Annotated in this window: 28 protein-coding genes, 1 tRNA gene and 1 pseudogene; 16 read left to right on the plus strand and 14 right to left on the minus strand. The window is 65.9% G+C overall.

Annotated features, from left to right (window positions below):
• Positions 1-32: 32 nt before the first annotated feature.
• Positions 33-1,505 carry a ribosome biogenesis GTPase Der gene (gene der, locus ASD13_RS06285; protein ID WP_235562539.1) on the plus strand — a complete coding sequence of 491 codons (1,473 nt, stop codon included), beginning with the start codon at positions 33-35 and terminating at the stop codon, positions 1,503-1,505.
• 61 nt (positions 1,506-1,566) lie between these two features.
• Positions 1,567-2,472, plus strand: a complete 906-nt coding sequence (locus ASD13_RS06290) for an NUDIX domain-containing protein (protein WP_055867152.1) — start codon at positions 1,567-1,569, stop codon at positions 2,470-2,472.
• Between the two features lie 30 nt (positions 2,473-2,502).
• On the opposite strand, the gene ASD13_RS06295 is transcribed toward ASD13_RS06290, so the two are convergent.
• The 5 genes from ASD13_RS06295 to ASD13_RS17350 form a co-directional block, all read right to left on the minus strand.
• On the minus strand, positions 2,503-3,921 hold the full coding sequence (locus tag ASD13_RS06295) for an HNH endonuclease signature motif containing protein (protein ID WP_055867155.1): 1,419 nt from the start codon (positions 3,919-3,921) through the stop codon (positions 2,503-2,505).
• 63 nt (positions 3,922-3,984) lie between these two features.
• Positions 3,985-4,356 carry an RNA-binding S4 domain-containing protein gene (locus ASD13_RS06300; protein ID WP_200935119.1) on the minus strand — a complete coding sequence of 124 codons (372 nt, stop codon included), beginning with the start codon at positions 4,354-4,356 and terminating at the stop codon, positions 3,985-3,987.
• Entirely contained in the window at positions 4,356-5,024 is a 669-nt protein-coding gene (locus ASD13_RS06305) for a lysoplasmalogenase family protein (protein WP_055867157.1), read from the minus strand. The genes ASD13_RS06300 and ASD13_RS06305 overlap by 1 nt, the downstream gene beginning before the upstream one ends.
• Positions 5,025-5,074: 50 nt before the next feature.
• Positions 5,075-5,530 (minus strand): hypothetical protein, encoded by a 456-nt coding sequence (locus ASD13_RS06310; RefSeq protein ID WP_055867160.1) that lies wholly within the window; start codon positions 5,528-5,530, stop codon positions 5,075-5,077.
• A gap of 33 nt (positions 5,531-5,563) precedes the next feature.
• Complete coding sequence (locus ASD13_RS17350) at positions 5,564-5,734, minus strand: hypothetical protein (RefSeq protein WP_157535596.1); 171 nt, start codon at positions 5,732-5,734, stop codon at positions 5,564-5,566.
• A 106-nt stretch (positions 5,735-5,840) separates the two neighbouring features.
• On the opposite strand from ASD13_RS17350, the gene ASD13_RS06315 reads away from it, so the two are divergent.
• The 3 genes from ASD13_RS06315 (at position 5,841) to ASD13_RS06325 (ending at position 7,290) form a co-directional block, all read left to right on the plus strand.
• Positions 5,841-5,914: transfer RNA gene (locus ASD13_RS06315), tRNA-Pro, on the plus strand.
• Positions 5,915-6,044: 130 nt separating this feature from the next.
• The gene (locus ASD13_RS17355) at positions 6,045-6,590 is read left to right on the plus strand and encodes a hypothetical protein (protein WP_157535597.1); all 546 of its coding nucleotides are present in this window, start codon (positions 6,045-6,047) and stop codon (positions 6,588-6,590) included.
• Between the two features lie 40 nt (positions 6,591-6,630).
• Positions 6,631-7,290, plus strand: a complete 660-nt coding sequence (locus tag ASD13_RS06325; protein WP_055867165.1) for a hypothetical protein — start codon at positions 6,631-6,633, stop codon at positions 7,288-7,290.
• Here ASD13_RS06325 and ASD13_RS06330 read toward each other — a convergent pair.
• The gene (locus tag ASD13_RS06330) at positions 7,287-8,192 is read right to left on the minus strand and encodes a tyrosine-type recombinase/integrase (RefSeq protein ID WP_055867169.1); all 906 of its coding nucleotides are present in this window, start codon (positions 8,190-8,192) and stop codon (positions 7,287-7,289) included. The genes ASD13_RS06325 and ASD13_RS06330 overlap by 4 nt on opposite strands.
• 242 nt (positions 8,193-8,434) lie before the next feature.
• Here ASD13_RS06330 and ASD13_RS17635 point away from each other — a divergent pair.
• The 5 genes and pseudogenes from ASD13_RS17635 to ASD13_RS06355 form a co-directional block, all read left to right on the plus strand.
• Positions 8,435-8,879 (plus strand): annotated as a pseudogene (locus ASD13_RS17635) (IS3 family transposase); the annotation flags it as partial.
• A gap of 197 nt (positions 8,880-9,076) precedes the next feature.
• Entirely contained in the window at positions 9,077-10,747 is a 1,671-nt protein-coding gene (locus ASD13_RS06340; RefSeq protein WP_055867172.1) for a SulP family inorganic anion transporter, read from the plus strand.
• On the plus strand, positions 10,744-11,016 hold the full coding sequence (locus ASD13_RS06345; protein WP_055867175.1) for a hypothetical protein: 273 nt from the start codon (positions 10,744-10,746) through the stop codon (positions 11,014-11,016). The genes ASD13_RS06340 and ASD13_RS06345 overlap by 4 nt, the downstream gene beginning before the upstream one ends.
• Complete coding sequence (locus ASD13_RS06350; protein ID WP_082531429.1) at positions 11,007-12,725, plus strand: SulP family inorganic anion transporter; 1,719 nt, start codon at positions 11,007-11,009, stop codon at positions 12,723-12,725. The genes ASD13_RS06345 and ASD13_RS06350 overlap by 10 nt, the downstream gene beginning before the upstream one ends.
• Before the next feature lie 115 nt (positions 12,726-12,840).
• Positions 12,841-13,251 carry an SHOCT domain-containing protein gene (locus ASD13_RS06355; RefSeq protein WP_442922321.1) on the plus strand — a complete coding sequence of 137 codons (411 nt, stop codon included), beginning with the start codon at positions 12,841-12,843 and terminating at the stop codon, positions 13,249-13,251.
• 81 nt (positions 13,252-13,332) lie between these two features.
• On the opposite strand, the gene ASD13_RS06360 is transcribed toward ASD13_RS06355, so the two are convergent.
• A complete protein-coding gene (locus ASD13_RS06360) occupies positions 13,333-15,564 on the minus strand; it encodes a helix-turn-helix transcriptional regulator (RefSeq protein ID WP_157535598.1) in 2,232 nt (743 codons plus the stop codon).
• A 112-nt stretch (positions 15,565-15,676) separates the two neighbouring features.
• Positions 15,677-15,892: a GAP family protein gene (locus ASD13_RS17795; protein WP_082531430.1), complete on the minus strand. Its 216-nt coding sequence runs from the start codon at positions 15,890-15,892 to the stop codon at positions 15,677-15,679.
• A 94-nt stretch (positions 15,893-15,986) separates the two neighbouring features.
• Between ASD13_RS17795 and ASD13_RS06365 the strand changes: the two genes are divergently transcribed.
• Entirely contained in the window at positions 15,987-16,418 is a 432-nt protein-coding gene (locus tag ASD13_RS06365) for a hypothetical protein (RefSeq protein WP_157535599.1), read from the plus strand.
• Between the two features lie 75 nt (positions 16,419-16,493).
• Here the strand turns inward: ASD13_RS06365 and ASD13_RS06370 are convergent, their stop codons facing one another.
• From ASD13_RS06370 to ASD13_RS06395, 6 genes are read right to left on the minus strand one after another with little or no spacing between them, the layout of a single operon-like run.
• Positions 16,494-17,015, minus strand: coding sequence for a hypothetical protein (locus tag ASD13_RS06370; protein ID WP_235562481.1), 522 nt, complete (start codon positions 17,013-17,015; stop codon positions 16,494-16,496).
• Positions 17,012-17,686 carry a GAP family protein gene (locus ASD13_RS06375; RefSeq protein WP_055867183.1) on the minus strand — a complete coding sequence of 225 codons (675 nt, stop codon included), beginning with the start codon at positions 17,684-17,686 and terminating at the stop codon, positions 17,012-17,014. The genes ASD13_RS06370 and ASD13_RS06375 overlap by 4 nt, the downstream gene beginning before the upstream one ends.
• The gene (locus ASD13_RS06380) at positions 17,679-19,055 is read right to left on the minus strand and encodes a hypothetical protein (RefSeq protein ID WP_157535600.1); all 1,377 of its coding nucleotides are present in this window, start codon (positions 19,053-19,055) and stop codon (positions 17,679-17,681) included. The genes ASD13_RS06375 and ASD13_RS06380 overlap by 8 nt, the downstream gene beginning before the upstream one ends.
• A complete protein-coding gene (locus tag ASD13_RS06385) occupies positions 19,048-19,368 on the minus strand; it encodes an SHOCT domain-containing protein (RefSeq protein WP_082531431.1) in 321 nt (106 codons plus the stop codon). The genes ASD13_RS06380 and ASD13_RS06385 overlap by 8 nt, the downstream gene beginning before the upstream one ends.
• Positions 19,369-19,370: 2 nt before the next feature.
• On the minus strand, positions 19,371-19,829 hold the full coding sequence (locus ASD13_RS06390) for a DUF6325 family protein (RefSeq protein WP_055867189.1): 459 nt from the start codon (positions 19,827-19,829) through the stop codon (positions 19,371-19,373).
• Entirely contained in the window at positions 19,826-20,782 is a 957-nt protein-coding gene (locus ASD13_RS06395) for a DUF1214 domain-containing protein (protein ID WP_235562482.1), read from the minus strand. Before ASD13_RS06395 ends, ASD13_RS06390 begins: the two co-directional genes overlap by 4 nt.
• Positions 20,783-20,943: 161 nt before the next feature.
• On the opposite strand from ASD13_RS06395, the gene ASD13_RS06400 reads away from it, so the two are divergent.
• The 5 genes from ASD13_RS06400 to ASD13_RS06420 all read left to right on the plus strand — a co-directional run bounded on the left by ASD13_RS06400 (position 20,944) and on the right by ASD13_RS06420 (position 25,468).
• On the plus strand, positions 20,944-22,026 hold the full coding sequence (locus ASD13_RS06400) for an ATP-binding protein (protein WP_055867192.1): 1,083 nt from the start codon (positions 20,944-20,946) through the stop codon (positions 22,024-22,026).
• 598 nt (positions 22,027-22,624) lie between these two features.
• Positions 22,625-23,452, plus strand: a complete 828-nt coding sequence (locus ASD13_RS06405; RefSeq protein WP_055867203.1) for a DUF4397 domain-containing protein — start codon at positions 22,625-22,627, stop codon at positions 23,450-23,452.
• A gap of 185 nt (positions 23,453-23,637) precedes the next feature.
• Positions 23,638-24,117, plus strand: coding sequence for a class F sortase (locus ASD13_RS06410; protein ID WP_235562483.1), 480 nt, complete (start codon positions 23,638-23,640; stop codon positions 24,115-24,117).
• 33 nt (positions 24,118-24,150) lie between these two features.
• Positions 24,151-24,708, plus strand: coding sequence for an RNA polymerase sigma factor (locus tag ASD13_RS06415; protein ID WP_017830174.1), 558 nt, complete (start codon positions 24,151-24,153; stop codon positions 24,706-24,708).
• Positions 24,695-25,468: an anti-sigma factor gene (locus tag ASD13_RS06420; RefSeq protein WP_055867211.1), complete on the plus strand. Its 774-nt coding sequence runs from the start codon at positions 24,695-24,697 to the stop codon at positions 25,466-25,468. The genes ASD13_RS06415 and ASD13_RS06420 overlap by 14 nt, the downstream gene beginning before the upstream one ends.
• The last annotated feature ends 92 nt before the right edge of the window (positions 25,469-25,560 follow it).

The raw sequence follows: 25,560 nt of genomic DNA on the forward strand, positions 1-25,560 counted from the left end.
ACGAAGGCGGCCCCGACCAGCTCGCCGAGAAGATGGACCAGCTCGACGAGCATCTCGCCGAGCAGCGTGCGGAGACACTGCGCGCCGGACTCTCCGACTACGAGCTGGACGACGAGGATGCGGAACTCCTCGCGGGCATCACGCTCGGCGAGGACGGCATCCATTACAGCCCGGCGCTGCCCGTGGTGGCGATCGTCGGACGACCGAACGTGGGCAAGTCCGCGCTCGTGAACCGCATCCTCGGCCGCCGCGAGGCCGTCGTCGAGGACACCCCGGGCGTGACCCGCGACCGCGTGACGTACAAGGCCGAGTGGGCCGATCGTCGCTTCTCGCTCGTCGACACCGGCGGATGGGAGCCTGACGCCCGCGGCATCGACCGGTCGGTCGCGATGCAGGCCGAGGTCGCGATCGACCTCGCCGACATGGTGCTGTTCGTGGTCGACGCGATGGTGGGTGCGACGTCGACAGACGAGCACGTCGTGAAGCTGCTGCGTAAGAGCGGCAAGCCGGTGTTCCTCGTCGCCAACAAGATCGACGATGCCCGCCAGGAGCCGGAGACCGCGGCCCTATGGAGCCTGGGTCTCGGTGAACCCCACCCCGTGTCCGCCATCCACGGACGTGGTGTCGCCGACCTGCTGGATGCCGTGCTGAAGAAGCTTCCCGAGGTCTCGGCCGTCGCGAAGCAGGAGATCGGGGGCCCGCGTCGAGTGGCGATCCTCGGTCGCCCGAACGTGGGCAAGTCGTCGCTGCTGAACAAGGCAGCCGGCGAGGAGCGCGTGGTCGTGAACGACCTGGCCGGCACCACCCGCGACCCTGTGGATGAGGTCGTGGAGCTCGGCGGGAAGATGTGGCGACTGGTCGACACCGCCGGCATCCGCCGCCGCGTGCACATGGCCCAGGGTGCGGACTTCTACGCCTCGCTGCGCACTTCTGCCGCGCTGGAGAAGGCCGAGGTCGCGGTCGTCGTGCTCGACGTCTCCGAGTCGATCAGCGAGCAGGATGTGCGCATCATCGACCTCGTGCTCGAGTCGGGCCGCGCGCTCGTGCTCGCGTTCAACAAGTGGGATCGTCTGAACGACGACGACCTCGAGAACGCCGACCGCCGCCGCTACCTCGAGCGCGAGATCGAGCAGGACCTGGCGCACGTCGCCTGGGCCCCGCGCGTGAACATCTCGGCGAAGACCGGGCGTCACCTCGACAAGCTCGTGCCGGCGCTGGAGACGGCGCTGGAGAACTGGGATCGTCGTATCCCCACGGGCAAGTTCAACGCCTTCCTGGCGGAACTCGTGGCCGAGCACCCGCACCCGCTGCGTGGTGGAAAGCAGCCGCGCATCCTGTTCGGCACCCAGGCGTCGACGCGTCCGCCGACGTTCGTGCTGTTCACGACAGGGTTCCTCGACCCGGGATACCGCCGATTCATCCAGCGGCGTCTGCGTGAGCTCTATTCGTTCGAGGGCACGCCGATCGTGATCAACATGCGGGTGCGCGAGAAGCGTCAGCGCTGATCTGTTCCGGCGCGTGTCGCGCCGTGGTGCCGTGACCCCGATGCTGTGAAAGGCTGAGGGGGTGACTGTCGTACCTCCTGCCTCCGGTGAACCGCGTCGCCCTGAGGGGCCGCGGAATCCCGGCGATGCCTGGGTGATCGCGGAGTCGGGGGAGAAGTACTGGGGCCGCTTCGGCGCTGCCGGTCTTCTCGCCTACGACCCTGCCCGGGGGATACTGCTGCAGCATCGCGTCTCGTGGAGCCACTTCGGGGGCACCTGGGGGCTGCCAGGAGGCGCGCTGCACGAGGGGGAGAGCGCGATCGCCGGAGCCATCCGCGAAGCTCAGGAAGAGGCAGGCGTCCCGGACGGGGCGGTGCGAGCCCGGTTCACGAGCGTTCTCGACCTGGGAATCTGGGCGTACACGACCGTCGTCGCCGATGTGCGGGTTCCTTTCGAGCCGGTGATCAGCGACCCGGAGAGCGTCGCCCTGGAATGGGTGCCGGTCGATCAGGTCGATTCTCGACCGTTGCACCCCGGCTTCGGAGCGTCGTGGCCGGCGCTGCGGGCGCTGCTCACCGTGCGTCCGGCTGTCGTGGTGGATGCCGCGAACGTCGTCGGATCTGTTCCGGACGGCTGGTGGAAGGATCGCGCAGGGGCGGCGGCTCGTCTGAGGGCTCGGCTGGAGGGACTGGCGGTCTCTGCGGGCGACCTGGAGCTCGGGGGCGACGCGTGGTTCCCCGAGGTGTCGATGGTGGTCGAAGGGCAGGCCCGAGGAATCGATGACGATGCGAGCGCAGTCGCCATCATCCGGGCGGAGGCCGCGGGCGACGACGCGATCGTCGCCGAGGTCGAGCGCCGCGTCGCCGGTGCGGAGACGGTAGTCGCAGTGACCAGCGACCGGGAACTCCGCGAACGAGTGGAGCGCGCCGGTGCCGGTCAGGTCCGATCCGCAGGATGGCTTCTCGAAATCCTCGCGGCGCACGGCTGACGTCGTCTCCCGCTCTGCGGACATCATGATTCAGACGAACATCACGCGTCGGGGTGGCGGGTCGACGTAGTCGCGACCCAGGGGGCTGTGCCACGTGACGCTGCCGTCTTTCTCCTGCTGGGCCGTCCAACGATGCGGGTCGGGCATGTGCGGATGCTTGAGCGTGTGGTGGCCACGGCAGAAGTGACCGAGGTTGTCGATTCTGGTCTTCCCGCCCTTCGCGTGATCGTGATTGTGGTCGATCTCGCAGCGGTGCACCGGCATGCGGCACCCGGGGAACCGGCAATGCTGGTCGCGCGCACGGAGGAACCGTCGCATCCCCTCGGTCGGCGTGTAGGTGTCGGTCTCGACCACCATGCCGGTCGGGTCGAGGAACAGGCGGCTCCAGCCGGTGTTGCGACCCGCGAGATCGCGGGCGATGTCGGGGTGAAGTGGGCCGTGTCCGTCGAGTTCCGCAATCTTGTCGTCGGCGCCGGCGAGCGTGGTCGCCGCGACTGTGACCTGGATTCGGGCCTGGATGCCGTCGAGGCCGTCGCCGTGCGCGACGCTGGGGTCTGCGGTGAGGAGGAGATCCGTGAAGAGGTCGGCTTCCGTCTGCGCCCAGGTTCGAGTGTCGGTGGGGAAGTGCTCGACCTCGGGGTCGGTGGCGAACGTGTCGCCCCCGGTGCTCGGGATCACCCCGTCGTCGAGCAGGTCGAACGCGGGGTCGTCGAGCGAGAGATCTTCGGGGCTGATGCCGTCGACTTCCTCGAACCACCAGGGTAGCGGCACGATATCGCGGTCGTTCCGAGCGCGCACTACTTCGCGCGCCATGCGGTTCAGCCTGTCGGAGATCGCGGTGGCGATCCACTCGGGCAGCACCGCCGTGAGCAGGGCCAGCCCGTCGTCGAGGGACTTCACCGTGACGCAGCGTTCTTCCGCGGCGCGTCGGTGCCTCTGCACGACGGTCTCGCCGACGAGCGCGGCCGCGACCTGGCGCGCATGAGCCTTCGTGCGCGCTGCCGTGTCTTGTTCCGCGACCACGAGCACCGCCGTCTCGAACAGGCTCATGACCGCTGAATCGACCTTCTTGTTGCGGACGGCTTCGGCGACGATCGCGCTCGCCCTGGCGATCTCGCGCACGTGCCCGGCGCTCACGGCGCCCTTCGAGAACGCGGCGCGGACGGCGGGGAGAGAGGTGCGCAGCGCCTGGGCATCGGCGAAGGCGAACTCCACCGAGCCTTTAGACACGTGGCCGGCGGCGGAGAACTCCGCGATCATGGAACGGTAGATCGCCTCTCGATGGAAGGGGCTCGCGGTGACTTCGGCATCGTGCAGGGTGATCTGCTCGGTCAGCAGCTCTGCGGCTTCCGCCTCGAGCGCGGCGATCCGACGCCTCGTCGCGACCCAGGCATCCAGGACGCGACGTCGCTCCTCGAGTTCGAGGTCGAGATCGGTCGCGTTTGCCATGCCCTCATTTTAGAACATAGGTTCGAATGAAGGAAGGCGAGAGGGGGCATGAATGCCGAGATATCAGGTCAGGCGGTCGTCGTTGCGTCCACGAAGCTTGTCGATGTCGCGACGCTCTCGCTTCGTCGGACGCCCGGCCCCACGATCACGAAGGCCCAGGGCGGCTTGAGGCTCGCGCTCGGGCGTGCGGTCTTCGTAGGCGAGCGCCGCCACCGGCGCTCCGACGCGCTTGACGAGGAGCTGACGAACGATGAGGATCCGATCGAATCCCGCGATGCGGATGCGCAACTCGTCGCCCACACGAATCTGCTGCGCCGCCTTCACCTTGTCGCCGTTCACCCTTACATGCCCTGCGCGGCATGCTGTCGTCGCGGCCGAGCGTGTCTTGTAGACACGGATCGCCCAGAGCCAGCTGTCCACACGTGCGGCATCCATCAGGAACTCGTCCTCCGCAGGGATACGAGTGCGCCCGCGATGATCAGGCCCTGGCCGATCACGTAGGTGAGCATCACCGCGGGGCTGCTCCACGATGGCAGGGAATCGGGGAGGAAAAGGCGGAAGGCGAGGATCGTGTCGCTCGCGAGGAAGAAGGCCCCGCCGACCGCGACGAGGGGATGGCAGCGCGCCGAGAAGGCTGCGGTGCTGCCGAGGACGAGTCCGTAGAGGGCGACCGCCACGAGCAGGCCGCCGGTGTGCGGACCGAGGACAGCGATCATCGCGACCCACCACGCGGCGTATACGAGAGCCCACCAGGGCATCCGACGCGTCGACAAGTGTCGCGCGAACAGAAGGATGTATGCCACGTGCGCGATGCCGAAGAACAGCAGCATCAGGGGCAGCTCGGGACCGGCGGGGAAGAACGCCCCTGCACCGTCGCCGAGCCAGGAGAACAGCAATGCCGCGAGCAACAGGAACACCGTGATGCGCGGAGTGAGATGTCGCGCGACGACCAGCACCGGAATGGCGAGCATCGGCATCAGGAGCAGCTTCGTGGGTGCGGCGAACGGGTTGTCCGTGGCCAGCAGGACGACGTGGACGATCGAGATCACGACGAACGGGAGGAAGGCCCACGTGAGTGAGAGGGACGTGGCGCGACGCTGCATCCCCCCATCGTAGGATGACGCCCGTGACGGGCTCTCGGGGGCCGCGCTGTTCACGATTCGACGGTGACCTGAACGACGCCGTCGTCCACGCCGAGATGCACGGCGGGCCAGTATCCCTCGGGGAAGTGCTCGCCGCAGCTGTCGATGAGGTGCAGGACGACGGTGCCGTCTGCGGCCGCCTCGATCGCTTCGATGGTGAGGTCGGACGCGGCGTCGTCGAGCTCGTGGGCTTCGGGGGCGCCCGTGCTGAAGTTCGTGACGACCGCATCGGTCGCGATCCGCTTCATGATGGGCAGTCGCTTCACCGTGTCGCGCAGTCGGGGGAGGAGCGGGGCGACCTCGTCGGACGTCGTGCCCTCGAGCATGAGTTCGAGCTCGGTGCCCTCGACGGAGATCGTGCCGACGAACCAATCGTGCGTCAGGACCGTGCCGTCCGTGAGCTCCGAACGGGCGCGCGCGAACGTGCCGAGCTCTGGATCGTCGATGGTCGAAGTCTCGTCGCTCATGCCTTCACGCTAGCGGCTTCTCGATGGTCACGATCATGCGGCGAGACCGAGGACGACGAGAGTGTGACCCGGCTTCAGCTCTGTGCCGGCGGTCGTGTTCCAGCCGCCGTCGCTCAGCACCGGCCAGAGGCATTGGCGACTGGCCACGCCGCCGCCGGTGAGCGCATGCACGTCATCCCCTCGCGCGGTCGTGATCGTCGCCATGCCGCGACGCTAAGTCGGGCATCCGACACTCGCAACGCCTCGGTTCGCGGAGGGGCCGAGGATGCGGCTAAGATAGTGGAGTTGCCTGCGCGAGAGTGCAGAACAACGGGCTGTGGCGCAGCTTGGTAGCGCACTTGACTGGGGGTCAAGGGGTCGCAGGTTCAAATCCTGTCAGCCCGACCGAGAAAGGCCCGGAAACTCGCAAGAGTCTCCGGGCCTTCTGCATGTGCGGAAGAAGACGAGGGCTCCAAAAGGGGTCCGATTTCCGCAGACGCTCAGGTTTGCACCGGGCCGGTGCCATCCTCTACATATGAGACTCGCGTCGAAGCTTGCCGTTCCGGTTGCGTTGATCCTCGCGCTGTCCGCCTGCGCACCAGAGGCCACGCTGCCTCGGTCCGAAACGCCGCGACCGTCCGTCGCTGAGACGGCAACGGCGACGCCTCTGCCGACGCCGGACGTTGCGGTTCCGACCTGTCCAAGTTCGCCTGTCGAGGTCAAGATCGACTACGAGCTGACCGTCGATCCAGGTGGCGGTGTCGTGATCGACGCGACGACTAATCTCCCGGACGGGGCAGAGATGAACGCAAGTTTCTTCGTCGAGGTTGGGTACTTCGGTCAAGATGAGGGAACCGTGCAGGATGGGAAAGTCTCCTTCGGGCCGTTCTCAGACAAGGGAACACCGCTCAGGGGCTCGTACGACATGTCGATCACGCTCCCCATCGCGCGAAATCAGCCCGCAGGTGTTCAAGACTGCCTCGGCGCGGCGGGCGAGAAGCTGACAGGACCGCTCGTGTCCGTCGACGACATCACGGGTGACGCGTTCGCGAGCCTTGATGAGGTCGTGACGTTCGGATGAGTCTCCTCCAGCTGCCCGCAGGCTCTGCCAGGATGAGCGCATGCCGACGCCCTCGAATGATGAGTTCATCGCCAACCTAGATGTCACGATCCCGGACGCGGCCAGAACGGTCGTCATGGCGGCGAAGAACGTCGCGACGTTCTCCGCCGAGACTGGCGATACCGCAGTCCTCAGGGCGTATGCCAACCTTCAGTTCTTCATCACTCAGGTAGATCTGGACATCCGCATGAATCTGAGGCTTCTGCTCGCTGACGAGTCGTCGCGCATCACTGCGGAGAAATACCTTGCGCTTGCCCTGATCGAAGCTGAAAAGGGAGTCGGAATCATGATGCGGGAACTTGCCGTTGAAGCAGGCAAGCAGCATGGTCGGCTTGCTGGATTCCTAGACCCGGCGAAGTGGGGCGAGGCCATGAGTGCGATGACATCGAAGCTCAAAGAGATGCGCACCGACAAGCCCTTCTACGGCGAGTTAATTCTGATTCGCAACGAGGTCGTAGCTCACTTCGTCAGCAAGTCGTCGGGAGTGGAGAACTCCGCGAAGTGGGCGCTGTCGCGGAGTGCCGCGCAGAAGACCGGGGGCTCGATTCTAAACAGCTTGATCGTCTCGTATTCCGTCGACCTCGCGACAGGGCTCGCGGCGCTGTCGCGAGGCATGACCGCCGCGAGCGCGGACTGGATGGACGCGAATCTGAAGCGCTAGGAGATCTGGCGCACGGGAGCGACCGGCGCGCTCACAGCCGAGATGTGCGCAGAGAATGCCGCGCGGTGCGCGCTGAAGTCGCGAGGCCGGACGTGCGCGTAAATCTCGTCGGTGATGGCGTAGCTCGCGTGGCCCATCGCTCGGGATAGCTCGTGCATGTCGAGCGCGCGAGACTCAAGTGCCAGCGTGGCGAACGTGTGGCGCAGCTCGTGGAAGTGCAGCCCGTCAAGTCCAGCCCGTGCGGCGGCAGGCTTGAACGTGTAGCGATAGAAGCCCTTGGGGTCGAAGGTGTGCTCGTAGCTGAGCTTATTGTGCCCCGGTACCTTCCCCGGGCACAGCCCCGCCTCCAAGTTGTCGCGGTGCGGGTGCTGGCGCAGGTAGACGCCGAGGTCGCGGAAAAGCCCGTCGTCCAGAGTCGGCACATCGCGAACCGCCCGCGCCGTCTTCGGGGTGCCGAGGACATTGCCCTTGCTGGTGTGCGTCATGTTCCGACGCACCTGCACCTCGCCACGGCGCAGATCGACATCGCGGATACGCAGCGCAGCTACCTCGCCAATGCGCAGCCCGGTCAGAGCGCCGAATCGTACCAACAGATCGTACGGCGGCTGGACCGTCATCTCGGCAGCCAGCCGGTTCACCTCTTCCACTGACAGGAAGCGCGCCTCAGCGGTGTCGGCCTTCGGCTTCGTCACAGCGATGGAGGGGTTGAACGGGATAAGCCGGTGCGCGTAGGCGTCGGAGAACACCTTCTGCACCACCTTGTACGTTCCGAGAACGCTTGTCTCGGTGCGCTGCACGCCGTTTGCCTTCGGCTTGGCACGGACACCCGCGAGCCAGTCGTCGATGTCCGCGGCCTTGAGAGTCGAGATGCGCCGGTTACCGAAGGCGGGATAGGCATGCACGCGCAGTGCGATCTCCTACCCGTCGAGAGTCTTCTGCTTGAGGTGAGCGCTCGCAGCGATCATCGCTTCCATCATCGCTTCCGCCGCTTGCCGGAATGTCGTCGACCTACCAGATAGGTGCGCAGTCGAGTTGCCGTCTGCAAGCTCGTGCTCGATCTTGGCGAGGTGGCGCTTGGGACTGCTGATGCTTCGGTTGACTCCAACGCTGTGAGGATTTCGGTTCTCACGGAAGGATGGTCAACGTGCCGAAAGCTCTCCTCGAAGAGTTCCGGAACGACGTCATCGCGGTCGCACGTCGGGGCGAAGCCCGATCAGCCGGATCGCGAAGGACTTCAGCGTCTCGGAGTCGTGTCTGCAACGGTGGCTCAAGATCGCGGACGTCGAAGACGGCATCAAGCCCGGCGTGACCCAAGCCGACGCGGCCGAACTGCGCGCGGCGAAGAAGCGCATTCGGTTGCTCGAGCAGGAGAACGAGATCCTCCGCCGAGCGGCCGCGTATCTGTCGCAGGCGTCACTCCCCAAATGATGTTCCCGCTGGTCCGCGAGTTGGCCGCTGATCGGATTCCGGTCGCGGTGACCTGCCGGGTGCTGGGTTTCAGCAAGAAAGCGTTCTTCCAGTGGCGCGCGAACCCCGTCTCGCAGCGGGACTGGGACAACGCTCACCTCACCAACGTCAACCAAACCGTCGGCAGCCCCCATCGTCCGCCTCTGAGTGCAACGGCGAACTCTCGCCGCCGATGATCCCCTCACGGGCACGGCGGACATGCTGCATGTGCTGCACTCATCCGATCCGAATGAAATCCGCCCTACGGCCTCATCCGCCCGGATCGACCGCGGGACGATGTCGTCGGCTTCGAACACGAAGCGTCAGAGGGGAGAGCCGAATGCAACGGCCATTGCAGGGGCTGCGCCACGCGAGCGTATTCCGTGAGTCGCTTGCCGGCCTTACGCTGCTCGCCATCGCGGTGCCGTTGAACATCGGATACGCGCAGATCGCCGGTCTGCCCGTCACCGCAGGTCTGTACGCGCTCATCGTTCCCGCACTCGTCTACGTCATTCTCGTCTCCTCCCGCCAAGTGGTCGCCTCTCCCGACGCGGCCGCAGCAGCGCTCGTCTTCTCGTCTCTGGTCGGTCTCGGCGTGGGCGAAGACGACTTCGCCGAGATGGCAGCGGCCCAAGCGATTCTGTGCGGGTTGGCCCTGCTCATCGCTGCAGTGCTGCGATGGGGCTTCCTGGCGAACTTCCTCTCGCACCCGATCCTCATCGGATTCGTCGCGGGCCTCGCACTCGAGGTGCTCGTCAGCCAGGTGAGGAAGATGCTGGGGGTTGCCTCCGGGCACGCCGACGGCTTCTTCCGCGAGGTCGTCGAACTCATCACCCGCATCCCTGAGGCATCCGCCCCATCCGTCCTTCTCAGCGTATGTGCACTCGTCATCCTCGTCGGCGGGCGACGCCTGCTCCCGAAAGCCCCGTGGGCATTGCTCGTGCTCATTCTCGCCACCTTCATCACCGCCGGATTCCACCTCGATCAGGTGGGGGTGGCGGTTCTGGGCGAGGTGGAAGCAGGGCCTCCGCAGTTCGCGTTCCCCACACTGAGCTTCAGCCAATGGGCGTCGCTGATCCCGTCCGCTCTCGCTCTTGCCCTCATCACGATGGCGGAGGGAGTGTTGCTCTCCCGGTCGTACGGGGAACAGCGCGGCTACCGCACCGACAGCGACCAAGACCTCCTCGCCTTCGGCGCGGCGAACGTCGCCGCCGGCCTGTCGATGTCGTTCGCGGTGGGGTCATCGACATCACGGACCGCCGCGACGGATCAGCTCGGTTCACGCACGCAACTTCCGAGCCTCATCATGGCCGCGGGCGCTGTCCTGCTGCTTTTGTTCGGCACCGACGTCCTCGCTCAGATCCCCACACCGGTGATCGGAGCTGTGGTCGCGGTAGCAGTCTTCAACCTCCTCGGCATGCGCGACTTCATTCAGCTCGCGCGGACATCGCCGTACGAGTTCGGGATCGGGGCCGTCTGTCTCCTCGGCGTCCTCATCCTCGGACCGCTCCAAGGACTCGCCATCGCATTCATCCTGTCGCTGGTAAATCTCGCCAGACGCGCTGCGACTCCGCAGGTCGATGCCCTCGCCTCCGGTGACGCGGACGCATTCACCGAGATCATCGAAACGCCTGAACCAGGGGAGCTCCTGGTCATCCGCCTGGCAGGCCAGGTCTTCTTCGCCAATGCTCCCGCCATCTCAGAGCAGGTGACGGCCCTCGTCGACGCGGCCGGACCTGAGACGACGGGGCTGGTCCTCGACGCCGAGGGCATCAGCGACGTCGATGCGACGGGGGCAGGTGACCTGCGGCGCCTCCTGGATGCGCTCGAAGGCAGAGGGATACGCGTGGTCTTCGCCAGAGTCCGACCTCGGCTGCGTGAACGACTCGAGACTTTCGGACTGCTCGAAGGGATCGGGCAGTTCACCACCAACAGGGATGCAGTGAAGGCGCTTGCCGGCCCGTCGAGCAGCAAATCGTCCAGTGAGCCGCGCCGAGGAGGCCACGCATGATCGAGCTCGGGTGGGAATCGATCCCGGCGCTCCTCGGCATCGTCGCCAGCCCTCTTGCGATCACGGCCCTGATCGCAACCCTCCTCTCGCGCCGAGCACGAGAGAACGCGGTCAGCTTCCTCTTCGGCCGGATCGGCGCGGTCGGGACTACCGTCGCCGTGGTGTTCGGCCCGGACGATTGTGCCTTCCGTGCCGAACATGTCGACCGGGCGACTTCGCCCCTGGTCGGGATCATCCCAGTTGAGAAGGCGATCCAGGCATGGGGTTGACCATCGGAGAAGCCCGCGCGTTTCTCCGTCGCTACATGCGCCGCTTCGGTACGCGGAGCACCGTCGGAACCGACGTCAGGGCCGGCATCGTGCTGGGCGTGGAAAGCGTCCCCGACGGACTCGCAGCGGGCATGCTGGCCGGTCTCAATCCCCTACATGGTCTGTATGCCTATCTCTTCGGCACGTTCGCGGGGGCTTTGGCCACTGGCTCGGTGTTCATGTCCGTCCAAGCCACCGGCGCGATGGCCGTCGTCGTCTCCGATGTCGACGCAGGGATGCCTACGGGACTCTCGACGTCCGGGTTGGCGATGCTCGTGCTGCTTGCAGGGGCGGTGATGCTCGTCCTGGGAATCGCGCGGCTCGGAACGCTCGTTCGCTTCATTCCGACGGCGGTGCTGGTGGGCTTCATCAATGCCGTCGCGGTGAATATCATGCTCGGGCAGTTGGACAATGCCACGGGCAGAGTCGCCGAGGGGGACAACCGGGTGCTTCGCGCGGTGGACTCCGTCGTCCATGTCCTGCAGTGGAATCTGCCGACGGTTCTCGTCACGTTGCTCACGGTTGCGCTGATCCTCGTGCTCGAGCGGACCCGCATCGGAACATTGGGGATGGTCGTTGCCGTCGTGATCGGGTCTGCCGCGGCATGGTGGATCAACGCCCTGAGCACCGGGTCCGTGGCGACCATCGGTGACCTCACAGACGTGCCGCGTGCCATGCCCGGTATGGAGATCCCCGATCTGTCGCTGATCGCCGCCCTCGTCGTGCCTGCATGCTCGTTGGCGCTTGTCGGCCTCGTCCAGGGGGCCGCCATCAGCGGCTCGATCCCGAACCCCGATGGGAAGTTCGCCGACGCATCGGCGGACTTCCGCGGGCAGGGCATCGCGAACATCGCGGCGGGCTTCTTCCAGGGCATGCCCGTCGGTGGTTCGATGTCCGCCACGGCGCTCGTGCGCACCGCGGGCGCTCGATCCGCGCTCGCGAACCTCAGCGCCGCCGTCGTGATGGCCCTGGCGATCTTCGCCGCCGGTCCGGTCTTCGAATACGTCGCTATGCCCTCTCTGGCAGGGCTCTTGATCCTCGTCGGCATCCGCACCTTCAAGATCCACCAGATCCTCTTGGTGTGGCGCACCGGGCCGGTGCAGGCGACGGTGCTGTCCGTGACCTTTCTGCTGACCCTTGTCGTCCCGCTGCAGTATGCGGCCCTGTCAGGCGTCGGGCTGGCCGTCATCCTGTACGTGATCAGACAGTCGAATCGGGTCATGGTGAAGCAGTGGGTCTTCGACGACGGCGAGCAGATGCCGCGGGAGATAGCCGCACCCGAAGTCCTAGAGGGCGGACAGACGTGCGTTCTCGTCCCGTACGGGAGCCTCTTCTTCGCAGCGGCCCCCGTGATGGAGAGCCAATTGCCGGCGGTTCCTCCGAGCGCGGCCGGAGTCGTCGTCATCATCCGCCTGCGAGGCAAGGCCGAGATCGGTAGCACGTTCCTCAAGGTGTTGGAAGGATACTCGGTTCGTGTCACGGCAGCCGGCGGAACCATCATGGTCGCGGGGGTCAGCCCCTCCGTTCTCCAACAGCTTCGCGCCACTGGAGCGCTGGACCGGCTCGGAGAAGGCCGTGTGTTCCCGGAACATCCGCGCGTCGGCGACTCGATCCGGGAGGCGCTCGACGCTGCGGATCGATGGCGCGAAGGAGGCCCTCATACACAGTGAACGAAATCCCCGGTCGCCCTCCGGTGCCGTGGCCCGCCGACAATAGGCTCGCTGCGTCCGGTCGAAAGCGAGTCGGACGTGAACGCTCGGAGACGCCGAGCCTGTGAAAGGTGCTGTGTTGAACATTCTGGAATCCCTGTGGGACGTTCTGGTCCTCTTCTTCTTCGCTTTCGTCCTCCTGGGTTCGCTGATCGCCGTCGTGATGGTGCTCTCGGACCTCTTCCGTGATCGCGCGCTCAACGGCTGGGCGAAGGCCGCGTGGATTGTGTTCCTCGTCTTCGTCCCGTTGCTGACGTCGCTCGTCTACCTGATCGCTCGCGGCGGCAGCATGCCGGACCGCATCAACGAGCAGGCACGTGAAGCGCGCGACGCCACCGACGCGTACATTCGCGATGTGGCCGGCTCCAGCCCCGCGGATGAGGTCGCCAAGGCCAAGGCACTTCTTGACGCGGGAACCATTACGCCGGACGAGTTCGCGGCGATGAAGGCGCGCGCGATCTCCGGCGAGGCGGTAGCCGCAGTCTGAATCTCCCCGTGTGAGGGCGCAACGACCGTTGCGTCCTCACGCCCGCGTTCGGCGGGTAACGTCATGCCGCGACGGATGCCGTCAGGACAGCAGCCCCAGCCCTTGTGCCGCAGCAACCGCAGATCCTCGGCGCTCAGCGCCCAGCTTCCTGTAGATGGAGGAAGCTTGCGAACTGATCGTCGCACGCGACAGGAACAGGCGCTCACCGATCTCCTGGAGCGTGAGATGCGTTTGAAGGTAGGGCAGTAGCCGCATCTCCGCCGGCGTCAGAACGACCGTCGGCGTCGCCGCCTGGTCCGCCGATGTGCGACCCACCAGGAACTCCTCCAGCTGCCGGCCGAGGGCACCCATGCGCGGCCGACGCCGCATCAGGAAGACGCCTTCGCGAGCTAACTGGATCGCCGCGTCCTCTTCGCCCAGGAGCCTGAACGCTGCCGCGAGCTGAAGACGCGCGCGAATCGCGACGTGGGGGAATGTGTGCCTGGACTGCACCCGCGCGCGCATTGCGCGAGACACGAGCAGTCGTGCCTGGTCGTCGGCGCTCTGTGCTGCAACCCGGGCCGCAGCGGCGAGCGCGAGCACAATCGTCGGGTAGCCCTCGAACGCCCACTCGTCGAGGATGCGCAGGGTGTCCGACGCGAGTTCGGCCGCACGGTCCCATTCCTCGCGGTCAGCGGCGAGGACGGTCAGGTTCGCGACGGAGAGCAGCAACGCCGTGGAATTCCCGTGCGCAGCTGAGGCATCGTAGGCCATGAAAAAGTCTCGCTCAGCACTCGGCAGATCGCCGTTGAGCAGGCGCGCTTCTCCGCGCAAGTACAGTGCAGGGCCGTTCCATGGAGTCCCCTCGGGAGCCTGCTGCACGGCGAAATCGGTGTTGCGCAGCATATCCTCCGGCCCGTTTGCGCACAGGGATGCACGGACCAGCGCACGTCCTGCCTCGAAGGACGCTCTCATCGGTTGAGTGAGCAGAGTGGAGTCGATGCGTTCGAGCGCTGCGACATCGTCCTCCGCACGCGGGCTCTCGCCGAACATCGCCGACTTCCATGCAGACATCACCACCATCGGTGGGCAGGAGCGGACCACAGCATCGCCGAGCGTGTTCCGCCAACGGTCGAGCGTCGAGACCTCACCCCGTTGGAACATCGCCAACGAGATCCGCGCGGCGCTGTTCACCGCTCGAGCGTCCTCGCCGCCTGCGATCAGATGCTCGATGGATTGCGGCGCGACACCATGAGCCTCGTACCAGTTGCCGGCTCGGACGTGGAGGGCACGCATGCGGCGGTGGTCGAGTCGTTCGCCCTCCCGAACGAGGAACTCGCGGAAGAGAGCATGGTACCTGTACCAGTCGTCGTGATGTCCTATCCGGGACAGGAACAGACCGAGTGACAGCGCGCTGTGCAACAGGTCGTGCGAGGTGTTCGTTTCTCGAATGTGGTCGCAGAGCTCCGGAGTGAGCTCGTGCAGAATGGCAGTGTCGAGGAGGAAATCTCGCAGCTCGGGGCGTAGGCCCGCAAGGCACTCGCGATAGAGATAGTCGGCGATAGGGCCGCTGTCTCCGGACATCGCCACCGTCCCGCCGTCGTTGAACGTCAGCGCTGACATGAAGATCCCCGCTGGCCATCCTTCGCTCCGCTCGACAGCGGCAGCGACGACGTCGGCAGGAGCGGTCTTGGTCACCGCAACGAAGACCTTCTCCGCTTCACCCTGATCCATGCGGAGGTCGGACGCATCCACGTCGGCGACGGCGCCGCTCACGCGCATGCGTGCGAGGTGCGGCTGGGTCTCGCGGCTGGCGATGACGACGAGCGAGCCTTCCGGGATGCCCTGCAGAGCGACCATGAACGCATCGAGGCAATCGGGAGAAGACGCGAGATGAAAGTCGTCGATGAAGAGAGCGAACGGTTCGGGCGCCGAGCTCCAGGTGCGGGCGAGGAGCGGCGCGGAGCGTGCGAGGAGGGTTGTGCTCGTGCCCCTCATCTTGGAAGCGAGATTCGCGCCACCCGGGGTTACGTCCTGAGTCGCGGTTGCCAGGAGAGTGAGCAGGGCGCCGGGGTCGTTGTCGAAACGGTCCACTGTCGCCCAGCACGTAACGCGTTGTTCAGCGGCAGCCCACTCGGCGAGCAACGTCGACTTGCCGTAGCCGGCGGGAGCCGTGATCGCCACGACTCGGTGCGGGCCGCCTCGTGTTCTTTGGATGAGAGCACGACGGCTGACCAACCCTTGCGGAGAAGCAGTGATCGTTGTCTTGCTTTCGAGAAGGATTTGCTCGATCTCCGGTAGCGGATGCGGGCTAGCGGTATCCGCAACAGTCACACTCGGATCGTACGCCAAGTAACACTCGGCCCTCAAACGATGTGACCGACGGCGTCGTTCTCGCAGCAAGGCGACGCCGAGCTGCCCAACAATCGCTGCCTCGCTGCGAGGATCACAGCAGGCTGATGCCGCTGGTGATGACCGCGATGCCCAACACACCCAGCACCACTGCGGTGATGACAGCGTTGCGAGCTGTCAGCCATCGCCGTAGTCGTATGAGCCCCCGTGAGGCGGTCCGCGGCAGCCACAGGGTCAGTAGTAAGGGAAGAAGCACAGTGGAGCTTGCCGCGACGGTGAACACGATGGCATAAGCCCGTGTTTCATGCATTGCGCATGAATCACGCGGTCATCTCTGGATCGCCCGCTTCATCCCCAGCACAGTGAAAGTGACCACCCAGGGTCAAGCAGAAGAAGAGGCGACAATGAAGAAGAACCTGAGACATGCGGGAGTCGTCGTGACTTTCAGCGCGTTGAGCATTATGACTCTCGCAGGGTGCACAGCACCTGCGGCCACCGAAGAAGACAACGTGACTGCGGCATGCGTCGCGCTCGATGACCTCGCGGCGGCACTGACCACGGCCGAATCCGATCTCGGAGAGGCGGAGACCGTCGGAGACCTGCGGACGATCCGCGAGAGTGTGGCGGCTGCGTACGACGAGGCGGACAGCGCGCTGGACGCGGTGGCAGCTGATCGCGCGCAGGCTCTGACGGACAGCTGGGAGAAGTTCCTCGACTCAGCGACTGCCATCGATAGCGATACGTCACTCGCCGATGCGAGGGACTCTCTCGTAGAGGAGGCGCGCGATGTCGCCCAGACCAGGCAGGACACGGCGACCGACCTGGAGTGCGAGTAGTCACCTACGAGAGAGATGGGCTGGTCCGCTCTACCTGCGGACCAGCCCATTTCATCGCCATGCGTTCCCGCGAGGTCAGTGCACGAACGCTTTCAGGATCACGAAGACGACGCCGAAGGACGCCGTTCCCACCGCGCCGAGGATTCTTGTCCACATTCCGCTTCCACGGCGAAGGAACGCCACGTATCCGAGGAAAGCAAGGATCACCGTACCCGACCACAGCGCCACCTCGTTCGCGGCATCGTCCGGGATCAGACGAGTGGTTCCCGCGAGCAGGATCAATGCAGGGACTCCCGCAGAACTGAGCATCCCCAGCGAATGACGCACCGAACGCCGGATCGCCGTGCGCACGCCGATGTGCTCCGCTCCTTCATCCCCGAGACGGGCGACTGCGCCGGCGTAGACGTGTGCCGCCCAGAAGACCATTACCGTCACCCCCACCGTGATCAGCACGACCACGGATGTCTCGCCGTGGGCGGAGGACACCGCGATGAGGCCGCTCACGAGGATCGTTCCGTACACCGCGGCTTCGGTACCGAATCCTGGTCGGAGCGCTCGATGCGTGCGGAGGATCGGATGCTGGTCAGCGGCCGTCACGCGAACAACCCGATCCCCTTGCCGATGACGTTGATCCCGATCACCGTGAGAAGGACCGTCATGATGGTCGCGTTGTTGTCGGTCAGCCAGCTCCGGATCGTGTCGAGGGCACTCGCGGCGACGCGAGGGACGATCAGCATCGTGAGCACAGGGAGCAGCACGCTCAGCGCCGCAACGCCGGAGAACACCGCCACCACGGCGATGAACTCGCCTTCGGGGAGGTCGCTGCGGCCGATGACGGCGCCCGCCGATGCCGCGACGAGGAGGTTCTTCGGATTGACGGCTGCGAGCGCGAACCCTAGGCCGAAGGCTGCCGGAGTGCGCAGGCCATCGATCTTAGTCATCCACGCCGGCAGCTCAGCTGTCTCGGACGGCCCCGGGCGGGACCGCCATTGCCGCCAACCCAGGAACAGAAGCCCCGCACCGATCACCAGCATGATCGCGCCGAGAACGGGCTGTGACTCATTCATCGATGGTTCCGGCAGCACACCGGACAAGAGCGCCGCGACTGTCGTCGCGACGACGATGCCGAGGAACCATGCCACCAGGAACGACACCCCGAGTCGTGTCGCGCGCGGGGTCATGAGCATCAGGATCACCGCGATGATGGGGATCGGACTGATGGCGATGGCGACCGCGCTGGTGAGGGTGCTGCTGATGACGTCAAGCATCGAGGGTACTTTCGAGTGTGGAGAGGGCGGTGGAGTCGGGAAGCGATTCCACCGGACGGCGGACGAATTGGATGGCGAGCACAGCGACCATGCTCACCACAGCGGTGCAGATGATCACCGCGGGGGACAACGGACGCAACAGCAGGATGACGGCGGCGGCTGCGACGCCGACCGCCACGAGCGCGATGCGGTGATTGCCGTCGAGCCACAGTCCGAGACGTCCAGAGCTGAGCCCTCGCTTCTCCGCGCGCTGCTGGACGCTCCGACCGGCGGAGGTGATGCCCGTGCGAACTGCCACAGCGGCCGCGGATGGCCCCGACAACCATGCAACGACCGCGACTGCGACGGCGAGCGTCGCAATGGCGACGCTCATCTGAGACATCATCCTTGTCGCTGCGTCATAGACATGTTGCGCAGCGATGCCTGTGATGACGCCAGGGCTGCGACTCGCGACGCGGACGAAGATCCCTCCCGCAACCGTGAGAGCGATGGCGACCGAGGTCATCAGCACCGCAGTCGTGAACGATGCACCGATCAGTGCCCGCTGCCGGTGCCGAGCGGTGAGGACGCCTGCCACGATGAGGACCAGGGATGCCCAAGGCAGCCAGCTTCCCGCCACATCAACCGCATTGACTACGGCACGGATCTGCTCGAATGACTCTCCCTCGACGAGGTCGATGCTGCGGTCGACTGCGGGAATCGACTCCGCCAGCGTGAAGCCGCGGGCCAGCAAGCGCTCCTTCACCTCGGCTACGAGCGGGCCGATCTGCAGCTGGAGTGCGCCATCCGAGAGCGTGACGGCCGCAGCGTCATCGCCGCGGACGGTTGCCATCATCTGCGTGTGCGAGATGCGCAGCATCTGTTCCCAGGCTGCCGAGAACGTATCTGACGCGACAATCGCGGCGACACTGGAATCGATGAGGCCCTGCAGGCCCTGTGCGGCAGGAGCCTCCAGCAGCTGGAGCGCGAGGTCAGCTCGCGGGGGAAGATCGAGCTCCCGAATACCGGTGATGACGTCAGCGGTGAGGGCAGGGATGTCGACGGCGTCATCGATGGCGGAGAGAATCGCGTCGCCGGCCACGTCCTGAACGGCACTGTCCGTGGCCAGGGGCGCGAAGGTGGAGACGAAGTTCGTCGTATCGAGGAGCTGCTGTTTCGCGTACGAACTGACCAGCCCAGCGCCCCCGACGACGATGCCGAGAGCGATGAGAACGAACGAGAGGATCGACCGTCCGGTTCTGCGCCCTGCGCTCCGGAGTGCGGCTGCGGGGGCCCGGAGTTCTTCGTTCTCCCGTTCGAGGGTGGCGACCCGCAATCGCAGCGCCTCCACGGAATCCGTGGAGGCGCTGCGACTACTACGGTCAGCCATTGAGCAGCCGCTGCTTCGCGAGAGCGAACTCCTCGTCGGTGAGGATACCCTGCTGATGCAGCGTCGCGAGCTTCTCCACTTGAGCGAAAAAGTCCTCGCCCGCGGCGACAGGCGCCGCAGCGGGCGGGGTGACGACCGGCATGGAAGCTGGCGGAACCGGCGTCTGCTGGACTCGTGCCTGCTGCTCAGCGGCTCGTCGCTGCTGGTTCCGAGCGACAGCGCCGCTGACTGCGGTTGCCGTTCCTGCGACGACAGCAGTTCGAGCTGCCATGCCGAGCAGACCAGGGCGTCCTCGTCGTGCAATGAAGGCCATGATCAGTTCTCTCCGTTCGACGAGGCCAGCAGGCCTCCGCTGACGAGCTCGTTCACCACGGGCCCGGGGATGAGGGCGATGTGGGCGACGTGCCCTCCCGCCGCGGCCAACGTCGACGACAGATTCGCTGCCCAGCGCATCTCCATCGCGGCCAATGCGATGCCTGATCCCGGGGGCACCGCCTCGACGGCATCCTCGATGTCCTCTTCTCCGATGAGGCCCTCTGCAACGAGATCGACCGCTCCGGAAAGATCGACGGGCAGGTCCGTCAACTCGCTGACATTGACGGTGCCGTCGGCGAGGCGAACCGCGATGACCAGGTCGACGAGGCGGACCGATGTGCCGTCACCGAGACTGTTGAGCGCCGAGAGGACGCCTGCGTCTGGACTGACGCCGTCGAACGTGACGACGAAGAGCTCGAGAGGGCCGAACATCGTCTCGGTCGGTCCGGTAGCGGTCATCGTGCACCCTCAATCGACGGGAAGGTCCACGAGCCGTCGAGGACTTCGGGGCGGGGACGGTAGAGCCTCACGAGATAGTTCCACCCCTCTGTGAGCGGAAGCGCGTTCGGCACGGACGGATCGCCGCCGAACCGTACGGTGATGCTGCCATCGGCATCGCGAACTCCGGTGACGTTGTTCACGCTGTAGCGGTCGGCGTCGTTGGCCTCGAAGTACCCTTCGGCGTTGTACATCGAGATCGACCAGAAGCCGTCGACGGGCACCTCTCCGACTGTGAGCTTGTACTCGCCGACCGGAAGTCCGGGCTCAACGTTGACGTAGAAGGCCTCCTGATCGGGCAAGCCGCCCCATCCGGAGGCGGTTCCCAGAAGATGACGGACGGGATCGACCTGGTCCGCCGGTCCGAACGCATGCTCGAAGTTGGTGAGTCCCTTCGCGAGGGTGAGAACGGCGTCGCGGGTCTGGGCGAACGAGTCGGCGTCGTAGTCGAGCGCCGGGAGCTCGCGACCTCCTGTGGATGTCAGCGAGAACTGGTCCTGGAGAGCATCGACCGTTGCGACGTCATCGGGGTCGTCCGAGTCCACGAGGATGCGTGCCGCGGCGAGGACGAACTCCGACCCGAGCTCCGCAGCAGTCAGATGGTGTTCGCCTGCGTCATGAATGACGCGATTGATGAAGTGATCTTCGCTGACGAGCATGACGGAGACGTAGCGTCCGCCCGTCTCCGGGATCGTGATCGTCGTGCCCTCGGAGACGTCGATGATCGCCGCGCTGTAGAGCGTGTCGCGGTTCATCCGGATGATGGTCTGCTGGTCGATGGGGGTGGGGACGCGGTAGTGGTTCCACCGGTTCGCACCGCCGGCGTTCGCGCTGATCGCGGCGAACATCCGCAACGTCTCGATGCGCGCGAAGTTCGCATACGTGACGACGGGGGAGGAGTCGGTCATGGTCATGCCTCTCAGGTTGTGGCGTGCGAGGCAATCGTCGCGCGTGCCGACCACCGCGCGCATCATCCGCAACGCATGAACTCTTCGTCGTGGCGGCGAGATCAGGTGCCGCACGGTGTCGGATGCGGCATTCTGGTGCCACAACTGATCCGGAGGATGCCATAACCATGTTGCAGATCGGAACCGCGCTCGATAGCCCGACAGCGGCCGTGGAACTGGACGCTCGTCGATTCAATCGGCACACCTTCTGGTGCGGGCAGAGCGGCAGCGGGAAAACGTACGCACTGGGCGTCGTCCTCGAACAGCTCCTCCTTCATACCGAGTTGCCGTTGCTGATCCTCGATCCGAACGCGGACTTCGTGCGGTTGCAGGAGACCCGTGACTCCGCTGCGATGACGTCGGCCGAGAGGATCGCCGGTCTCGACACGCGGGTGTTCCGTTCAGGTCCGGGCAGGGACGATCCACTCCACGTCCGCTACGTCGACCTGTCTCCGGCGACGAAGGCCGCAGTGCTGCAGATGGACCCGATCCGCGATGCCGAGGAGTACAACGTTCTCCTGCACAGTGAGGCGGACGCGAAGCAGTTCGACGCTGCGGAACTTGTGAAGGCCTTTCGTGCCAGTGGCGAACCTGCACGAGTGCGATTGGCCAATCGGATGGAGAACCTCCAGGTGCTCAACTGGGACTTGTGGTCGCGAGGTACGAGTTCCGTCGTCGATGCCATCGACGAGCGTCCCCGAGCAACCGTCCTGGACCTCGGTGGGTTCGATCATCCCGCGGAACCGAAGGTCGCAGCTCTTGCCGTGCTCGAGCACCTGTGGGCGCGCCGGCAAGAGCGCCGCCCCGTCCTCATCGTCATCGACGAAGCGCACAACCTGTGTTCGCCCGATCCGAGCACAGAAGTGGAGCGGGCGCTCACCGCGCAGCTCGTTCAGATCGCGGCGGAAGGGCGGAAGTTCGGCCTCTGGCTGTTCCTGTCGACCCAACGGCCGACGAAGATTCACCCGAACGTGCTGTCGCAGTGCGACAACCTCGGCCTAATGCGGGTCAACGCACCCCGGGACCTTGCCGAACTCGCTGAGGTGTTCGGGTTCGCGCCCGAAGAAGCGATCCGCCGAGCGAAGAGCTTCCGACAAGGCCAGGCGTTGTTCGCCGGAGGGTTTATCGCCGAGCCCACGTTCGTCCAGATGGGTGAGCGCCTCACCGAGGAAGCCGGCGGTGATGTGCGAGTGCCGATGCGCGCCGTTTGACAGTAAGTCGCCACGGTCGCTCGCCAACTCGTCCCGCCACGGTCTGGCCACCGGCGATGCAGGCTTGGCTACACGCCCCGAACAGGGATAGGAAACGCCCGAGCATACTGCGCGAACGTTCGCCCGGGCGGATACCCGCGTCGAACCCTCTGTGTGCCTCGAAACCGAAAGCCAGAGGAGCTGTTGCCTGGCGACAACAAGGAAGCGGATGACCCGAACGGCGCGCAGGGGGACATCGGCGCTCAGCAGCACTTCGGCCCTGGTGTCCGCGTAGCTCCCGCGCGCTAGCTGACGTCAATCGCTAGTCATCTGCGCCTTTACAGGAAAATCGAGGGCTGGCTTCAGGAAACGTGGGAGGACGCTCGCCCCGGGATGGTGGTCATCGCAGGTTGTGCCAACAGCCCACCACATTGAGGCTCGGAATCACGCGGAAGTCGCGAGGTTCCGAGCCTCTGTCGTATCCACCGCGGTGCCGTGGCAGAACGGTCGAGCGACTCCGTCGCGACGAATTTCAGATCCAGTGCATCCAAACTCCGACTTCTCGGAGAACAACTCCTATGAAGGGCCGCGCAGGGCGGTCCGCGTTCAGGAGGAACAGATGCGCAAGACAGTCGCCGCCGGCCTCGCCGTCGGAATGATCACCGCTCTCGGCCTGGCATTGCCGGCCGGCGCCGCTACGGCCCAGGAGGCTCAGCTTTCCGTGCTCCACGCGATCCCTGACACGCCGGTCGACGTGTATGTGAACGGCGAGCTGACCCTCGACAACTTCGCCCCGGGAGACCTGGCAGGCCCTCTCGCATTGCCCGCCGGTGACTACGAGGTCGCCCTCACCGCTCCTGATGCCGCCGACGCGAGCGCCCCGATCCTCGGTCCGGCCACTCTCACCCTCGAGGGCGGTGCGAACTACACGGCCGTCGCACACCTGACGGCGGCGGGAGATCCGGGCCTCAACCTGTTCACGAACGACATCTCTCAGACGGCACCGGGTCAGGGACGGCTCACTGTCCGTCACACGGCCGCGGCACCCGCGGTCGACATCCTGGCGGGCGGATCGCCCGTCATCCAGAACCTCGCCAACCCCGATGAGGCGAAGCTCGACCTCGCCGCGGGAACGGTGTCGGCGGCCGTGGCTCTGGCCGGAACGACCGACCCTGTCATCGGACCGACCGACGTCGCCATCCAGGAGGGCGTCAACACGATCCTGTACGCCTGGGGCAGCGCCGAAGACGGAAACCTCGCCATCGCGGCGCAGACGATCGGCGGGCTGCACACGAACCCCGACGGTGTGCCCTCGGGTACCGCCGGCTATCTCGCACTGCAGGACGCGTCGGTGACGACGATCCTCTCGGTCGGCGTCATCGCGATGGCCATCGCGGCCGCGGTGGGCGCAGGCCTGGTCGTGCGTCGGCGCCAGTCGGTGCGCTGATGCCCGCAGGCACGTCGCGGATCCCCGGTCGGCACCGCGCCATCGCGGCGTTGGGTGCAGTGGTCGCTGCGGCGTGCCTCGTGGCATGCACACCGGGAGGGGCGGGTGATGGCTCCCCTCCGTCGTCGGAGCCGACCCCCACGACTCCGACCCCCGTCCCTCCCACACCCACGCGAGACGTGGAGGTGCGACCGGGCTCCCTCCCCGCCCCGGTCGCATCCGTCGCCCCCACGCGTCTTGCCATCCCATCTCTCGACGTCGACATGCCGGTGACGGATGTCGGGGTGGAGGAGTCGGGACAGATGGAGCTTCCCGTCGACCCGGCCGTGGCCGGGTGGTACCGATACGGGGCGGATGCCACGAGCACGAGCGGCCGGATCCTGATCGCAGCGCACGTCGACGCGATCGACTATCCGATCGGACCGCTCGCTCGCCTGCGGGACGTGCCCGCAGGCGAGACCGTCAGCGTCACCGCGGCGGACGGGACGACTCGCGACTTCCTGATCCAGTCGCTGACCTACTACGAGAAGTCCGCATTGCCCTCCGATGAGCTGTTCGCCCGAGGTGGATCGTCCGCCCTGGTGATCGTCACCTGCGGCGGCCCTTTCGACAGCACCACCGGCCATTACCGCGATAACGTGGTGGCCGTGGCCGTCCCGCAGTGAGTCGGGGTGATCACCATGGAGAGGAGACTCCGGGTGGATGAGACCACCGAAGCCGAAGCGGCGCTCGATCGACGCTTCGTCGCGGGCGATGAACAAGCCCTCGCTGAGCTGTACCGGCGATGGTCTCCGGTCGTCTTCACGCTCGCGCTGCGATCGCTCGGCGATCGAGGCGATGCGGAGGACGTGACGCAGCGCACTTTCGTCTCGGCGTGGAACTCGCGCGCGGGTTATGACTCGTCGAAGGCGCGCCTCTCGACCTGGTTGATCACGATCGCCCGACGGCGCATCGCCGACACCTTCGAGGCGAGGGCCAAGGTGCAGCAGCTGCAGGCCGAGATGGAGCGCCTCACCCCGCCGGACGCACTCGTCTCGGATGCCATCGATCTCTCGGAGACGCTTCTGCTCTCGAGCGAGCTGCAGCAGCTCGCACCGGACGCTCAGGCCGTGATGCGATTGGCCTTCTACGATGACCTCACCCATGACGAGATCTCCCGGAGAATGGGGATGCCGCTCGGCACAGTGAAGAGTCACATCCGCCGAAGTCTTGCCCGAATGCGTGATCGATTGGAGGTGAACCATGTCGCATCTTGATGACGAGACGATCGCTCTGATCGCGATGGGTGAACCGGTCGACTCTGACGCAGACACGCAGCACCTGGCCGAATGCGATGCCTGTGCCGCTGAGGTGGCCGAGATGTCGCGCGTGGCACTCGTGGCTCGATCCAGCGTCGTAGAGGGGGAGCTGGAGAGTCCCTCCACGGATGTGTGGTCGAGGATTCACGAGGAGCTCCGTCTGAGTCCAGCGCTGGCTTCGGATCCGGCGTCTTCGGGCGCACTCGAAGTCTCCGAGGCGCATGAGCAGCCGATGCGTGTCGCTGCGCCGACACCACCGCGTGCCGGACGTACGCGTCGCTCGCGGTCGACCATCTGGGTGCTCGCGGCTTCGATGACACTCGTCGCCGCGATCGGTGCCGGCATCTGGATCACGCGCACGCTCACGCCGTCGTCTGCGGTGATCGCGTCCGCCGAGCTCGCAGCCTTCCCCGACCACCCGCAGGCGACAGGGCAAGCCGAAGTCGACGACGACGGCGACGGACGACGCACCCTCACCGTGACTCTCGAAGGAGACGAGGGACTCGACGGCGACTACCGCGAGGTGTGGTTGATCCGTGCCGACGGTGAGGCCCTGATCAGTCTCGGTGTGCTCGAGAACGCGTCAGGGACATTCCTCGTGCCGGACGGCGTCGACCTCGACGAGTACCGCGTCGTCGACATCTCGTTCGAGCCGGTTGACGGTGATCCGGCGCACTCCGGTGATTCGATCGTGCGCGGCGAGCTCGACTTCGCCTGAGCGCTGCTGGGTCATCTGCCCGAAACCATGGGCTGACCGGGCGTGTAGATGCGTTGTGCACGCCTCTTCCGACGGCCCAGAGGTCGTCCGGT

Origin of the sequence: Microbacterium sp. Root1433D1 (assembly GCF_001426835.1) — a bacterium.
GTDB classification, from domain to species: domain Bacteria; phylum Actinomycetota; class Actinomycetes; order Actinomycetales; family Microbacteriaceae; genus Microbacterium; species Microbacterium maritypicum.

Bases quoted from the DNA above. Each gene is read 5' to 3' on its own strand.
- ASD13_RS06310 (WP_055867160.1), bottom strand. From the start codon at position 5,530: ATGAGCGACGAGACTTCGACCATCGACGATCCAGAGCTCGGCACGTTC.
- ASD13_RS06375 (WP_055867183.1), bottom strand. From the start codon at position 17,686: ATGCTTGACGTCATCAGCAGCACCCTCACCAGCGCGGTCGCCATCGCC.
- ASD13_RS06420 (WP_055867211.1), top strand. From the start codon at position 24,695: ATGTCGCATCTTGATGACGAGACGATCGCTCTGATCGCGATGGGTGAA.
- ASD13_RS06395 (WP_235562482.1), bottom strand. From the start codon at position 20,782: ATGACCATGACCGACTCCTCCCCCGTCGTCACGTATGCGAACTTCGCG.
- ASD13_RS06380 (WP_157535600.1), bottom strand. From the start codon at position 19,055: ATGGCTGACCGTAGTAGTCGCAGCGCCTCCACGGATTCCGTGGAGGCG.
- ASD13_RS06390 (WP_055867189.1), bottom strand. From the start codon at position 19,829: ATGACCGCTACCGGACCGACCGAGACGATGTTCGGCCCTCTCGAGCTC.
- ASD13_RS06345 (WP_055867175.1), top strand. From the start codon at position 10,744: ATGATCGAGCTCGGGTGGGAATCGATCCCGGCGCTCCTCGGCATCGTC.
- ASD13_RS06365 (WP_157535599.1), top strand. From the start codon at position 15,987: ATGAAGAAGAACCTGAGACATGCGGGAGTCGTCGTGACTTTCAGCGCG.
- ASD13_RS17795 (WP_082531430.1), bottom strand. From the start codon at position 15,892: ATGCATGAAACACGGGCTTATGCCATCGTGTTCACCGTCGCGGCAAGC.
- ASD13_RS06385 (WP_082531431.1), bottom strand. From the start codon at position 19,368: ATGGCCTTCATTGCACGACGAGGACGCCCTGGTCTGCTCGGCATGGCA.
- ASD13_RS06405 (WP_055867203.1), top strand. From the start codon at position 22,625: ATGCGCAAGACAGTCGCCGCCGGCCTCGCCGTCGGAATGATCACCGCT.
- ASD13_RS06400 (WP_055867192.1), top strand. From the start codon at position 20,944: ATGTTGCAGATCGGAACCGCGCTCGATAGCCCGACAGCGGCCGTGGAA.
- ASD13_RS17355 (WP_157535597.1), top strand. From the start codon at position 6,045: ATGAGACTCGCGTCGAAGCTTGCCGTTCCGGTTGCGTTGATCCTCGCG.
- ASD13_RS06305 (WP_055867157.1), bottom strand. From the start codon at position 5,024: ATGCAGCGTCGCGCCACGTCCCTCTCACTCACGTGGGCCTTCCTCCCG.
- ASD13_RS17350 (WP_157535596.1), bottom strand. From the start codon at position 5,734: ATGGCGACGATCACGACCGCGCGAGGGGATGACGTGCATGCGCTCACC.
- ASD13_RS06295 (WP_055867155.1), bottom strand. From the start codon at position 3,921: ATGGCAAACGCGACCGATCTCGACCTCGAACTCGAGGAGCGACGTCGC.
- der (WP_235562539.1), top strand. From the start codon at position 33: ATGGACCAGCTCGACGAGCATCTCGCCGAGCAGCGTGCGGAGACACTG.
- ASD13_RS06350 (WP_082531429.1), top strand. From the start codon at position 11,007: ATGGGGTTGACCATCGGAGAAGCCCGCGCGTTTCTCCGTCGCTACATG.
- ASD13_RS06340 (WP_055867172.1), top strand. From the start codon at position 9,077: ATGCAACGGCCATTGCAGGGGCTGCGCCACGCGAGCGTATTCCGTGAG.
- ASD13_RS06325 (WP_055867165.1), top strand. From the start codon at position 6,631: ATGCCGACGCCCTCGAATGATGAGTTCATCGCCAACCTAGATGTCACG.
- ASD13_RS06300 (WP_200935119.1), bottom strand. From the start codon at position 4,356: ATGGATGCCGCACGTGTGGACAGCTGGCTCTGGGCGATCCGTGTCTAC.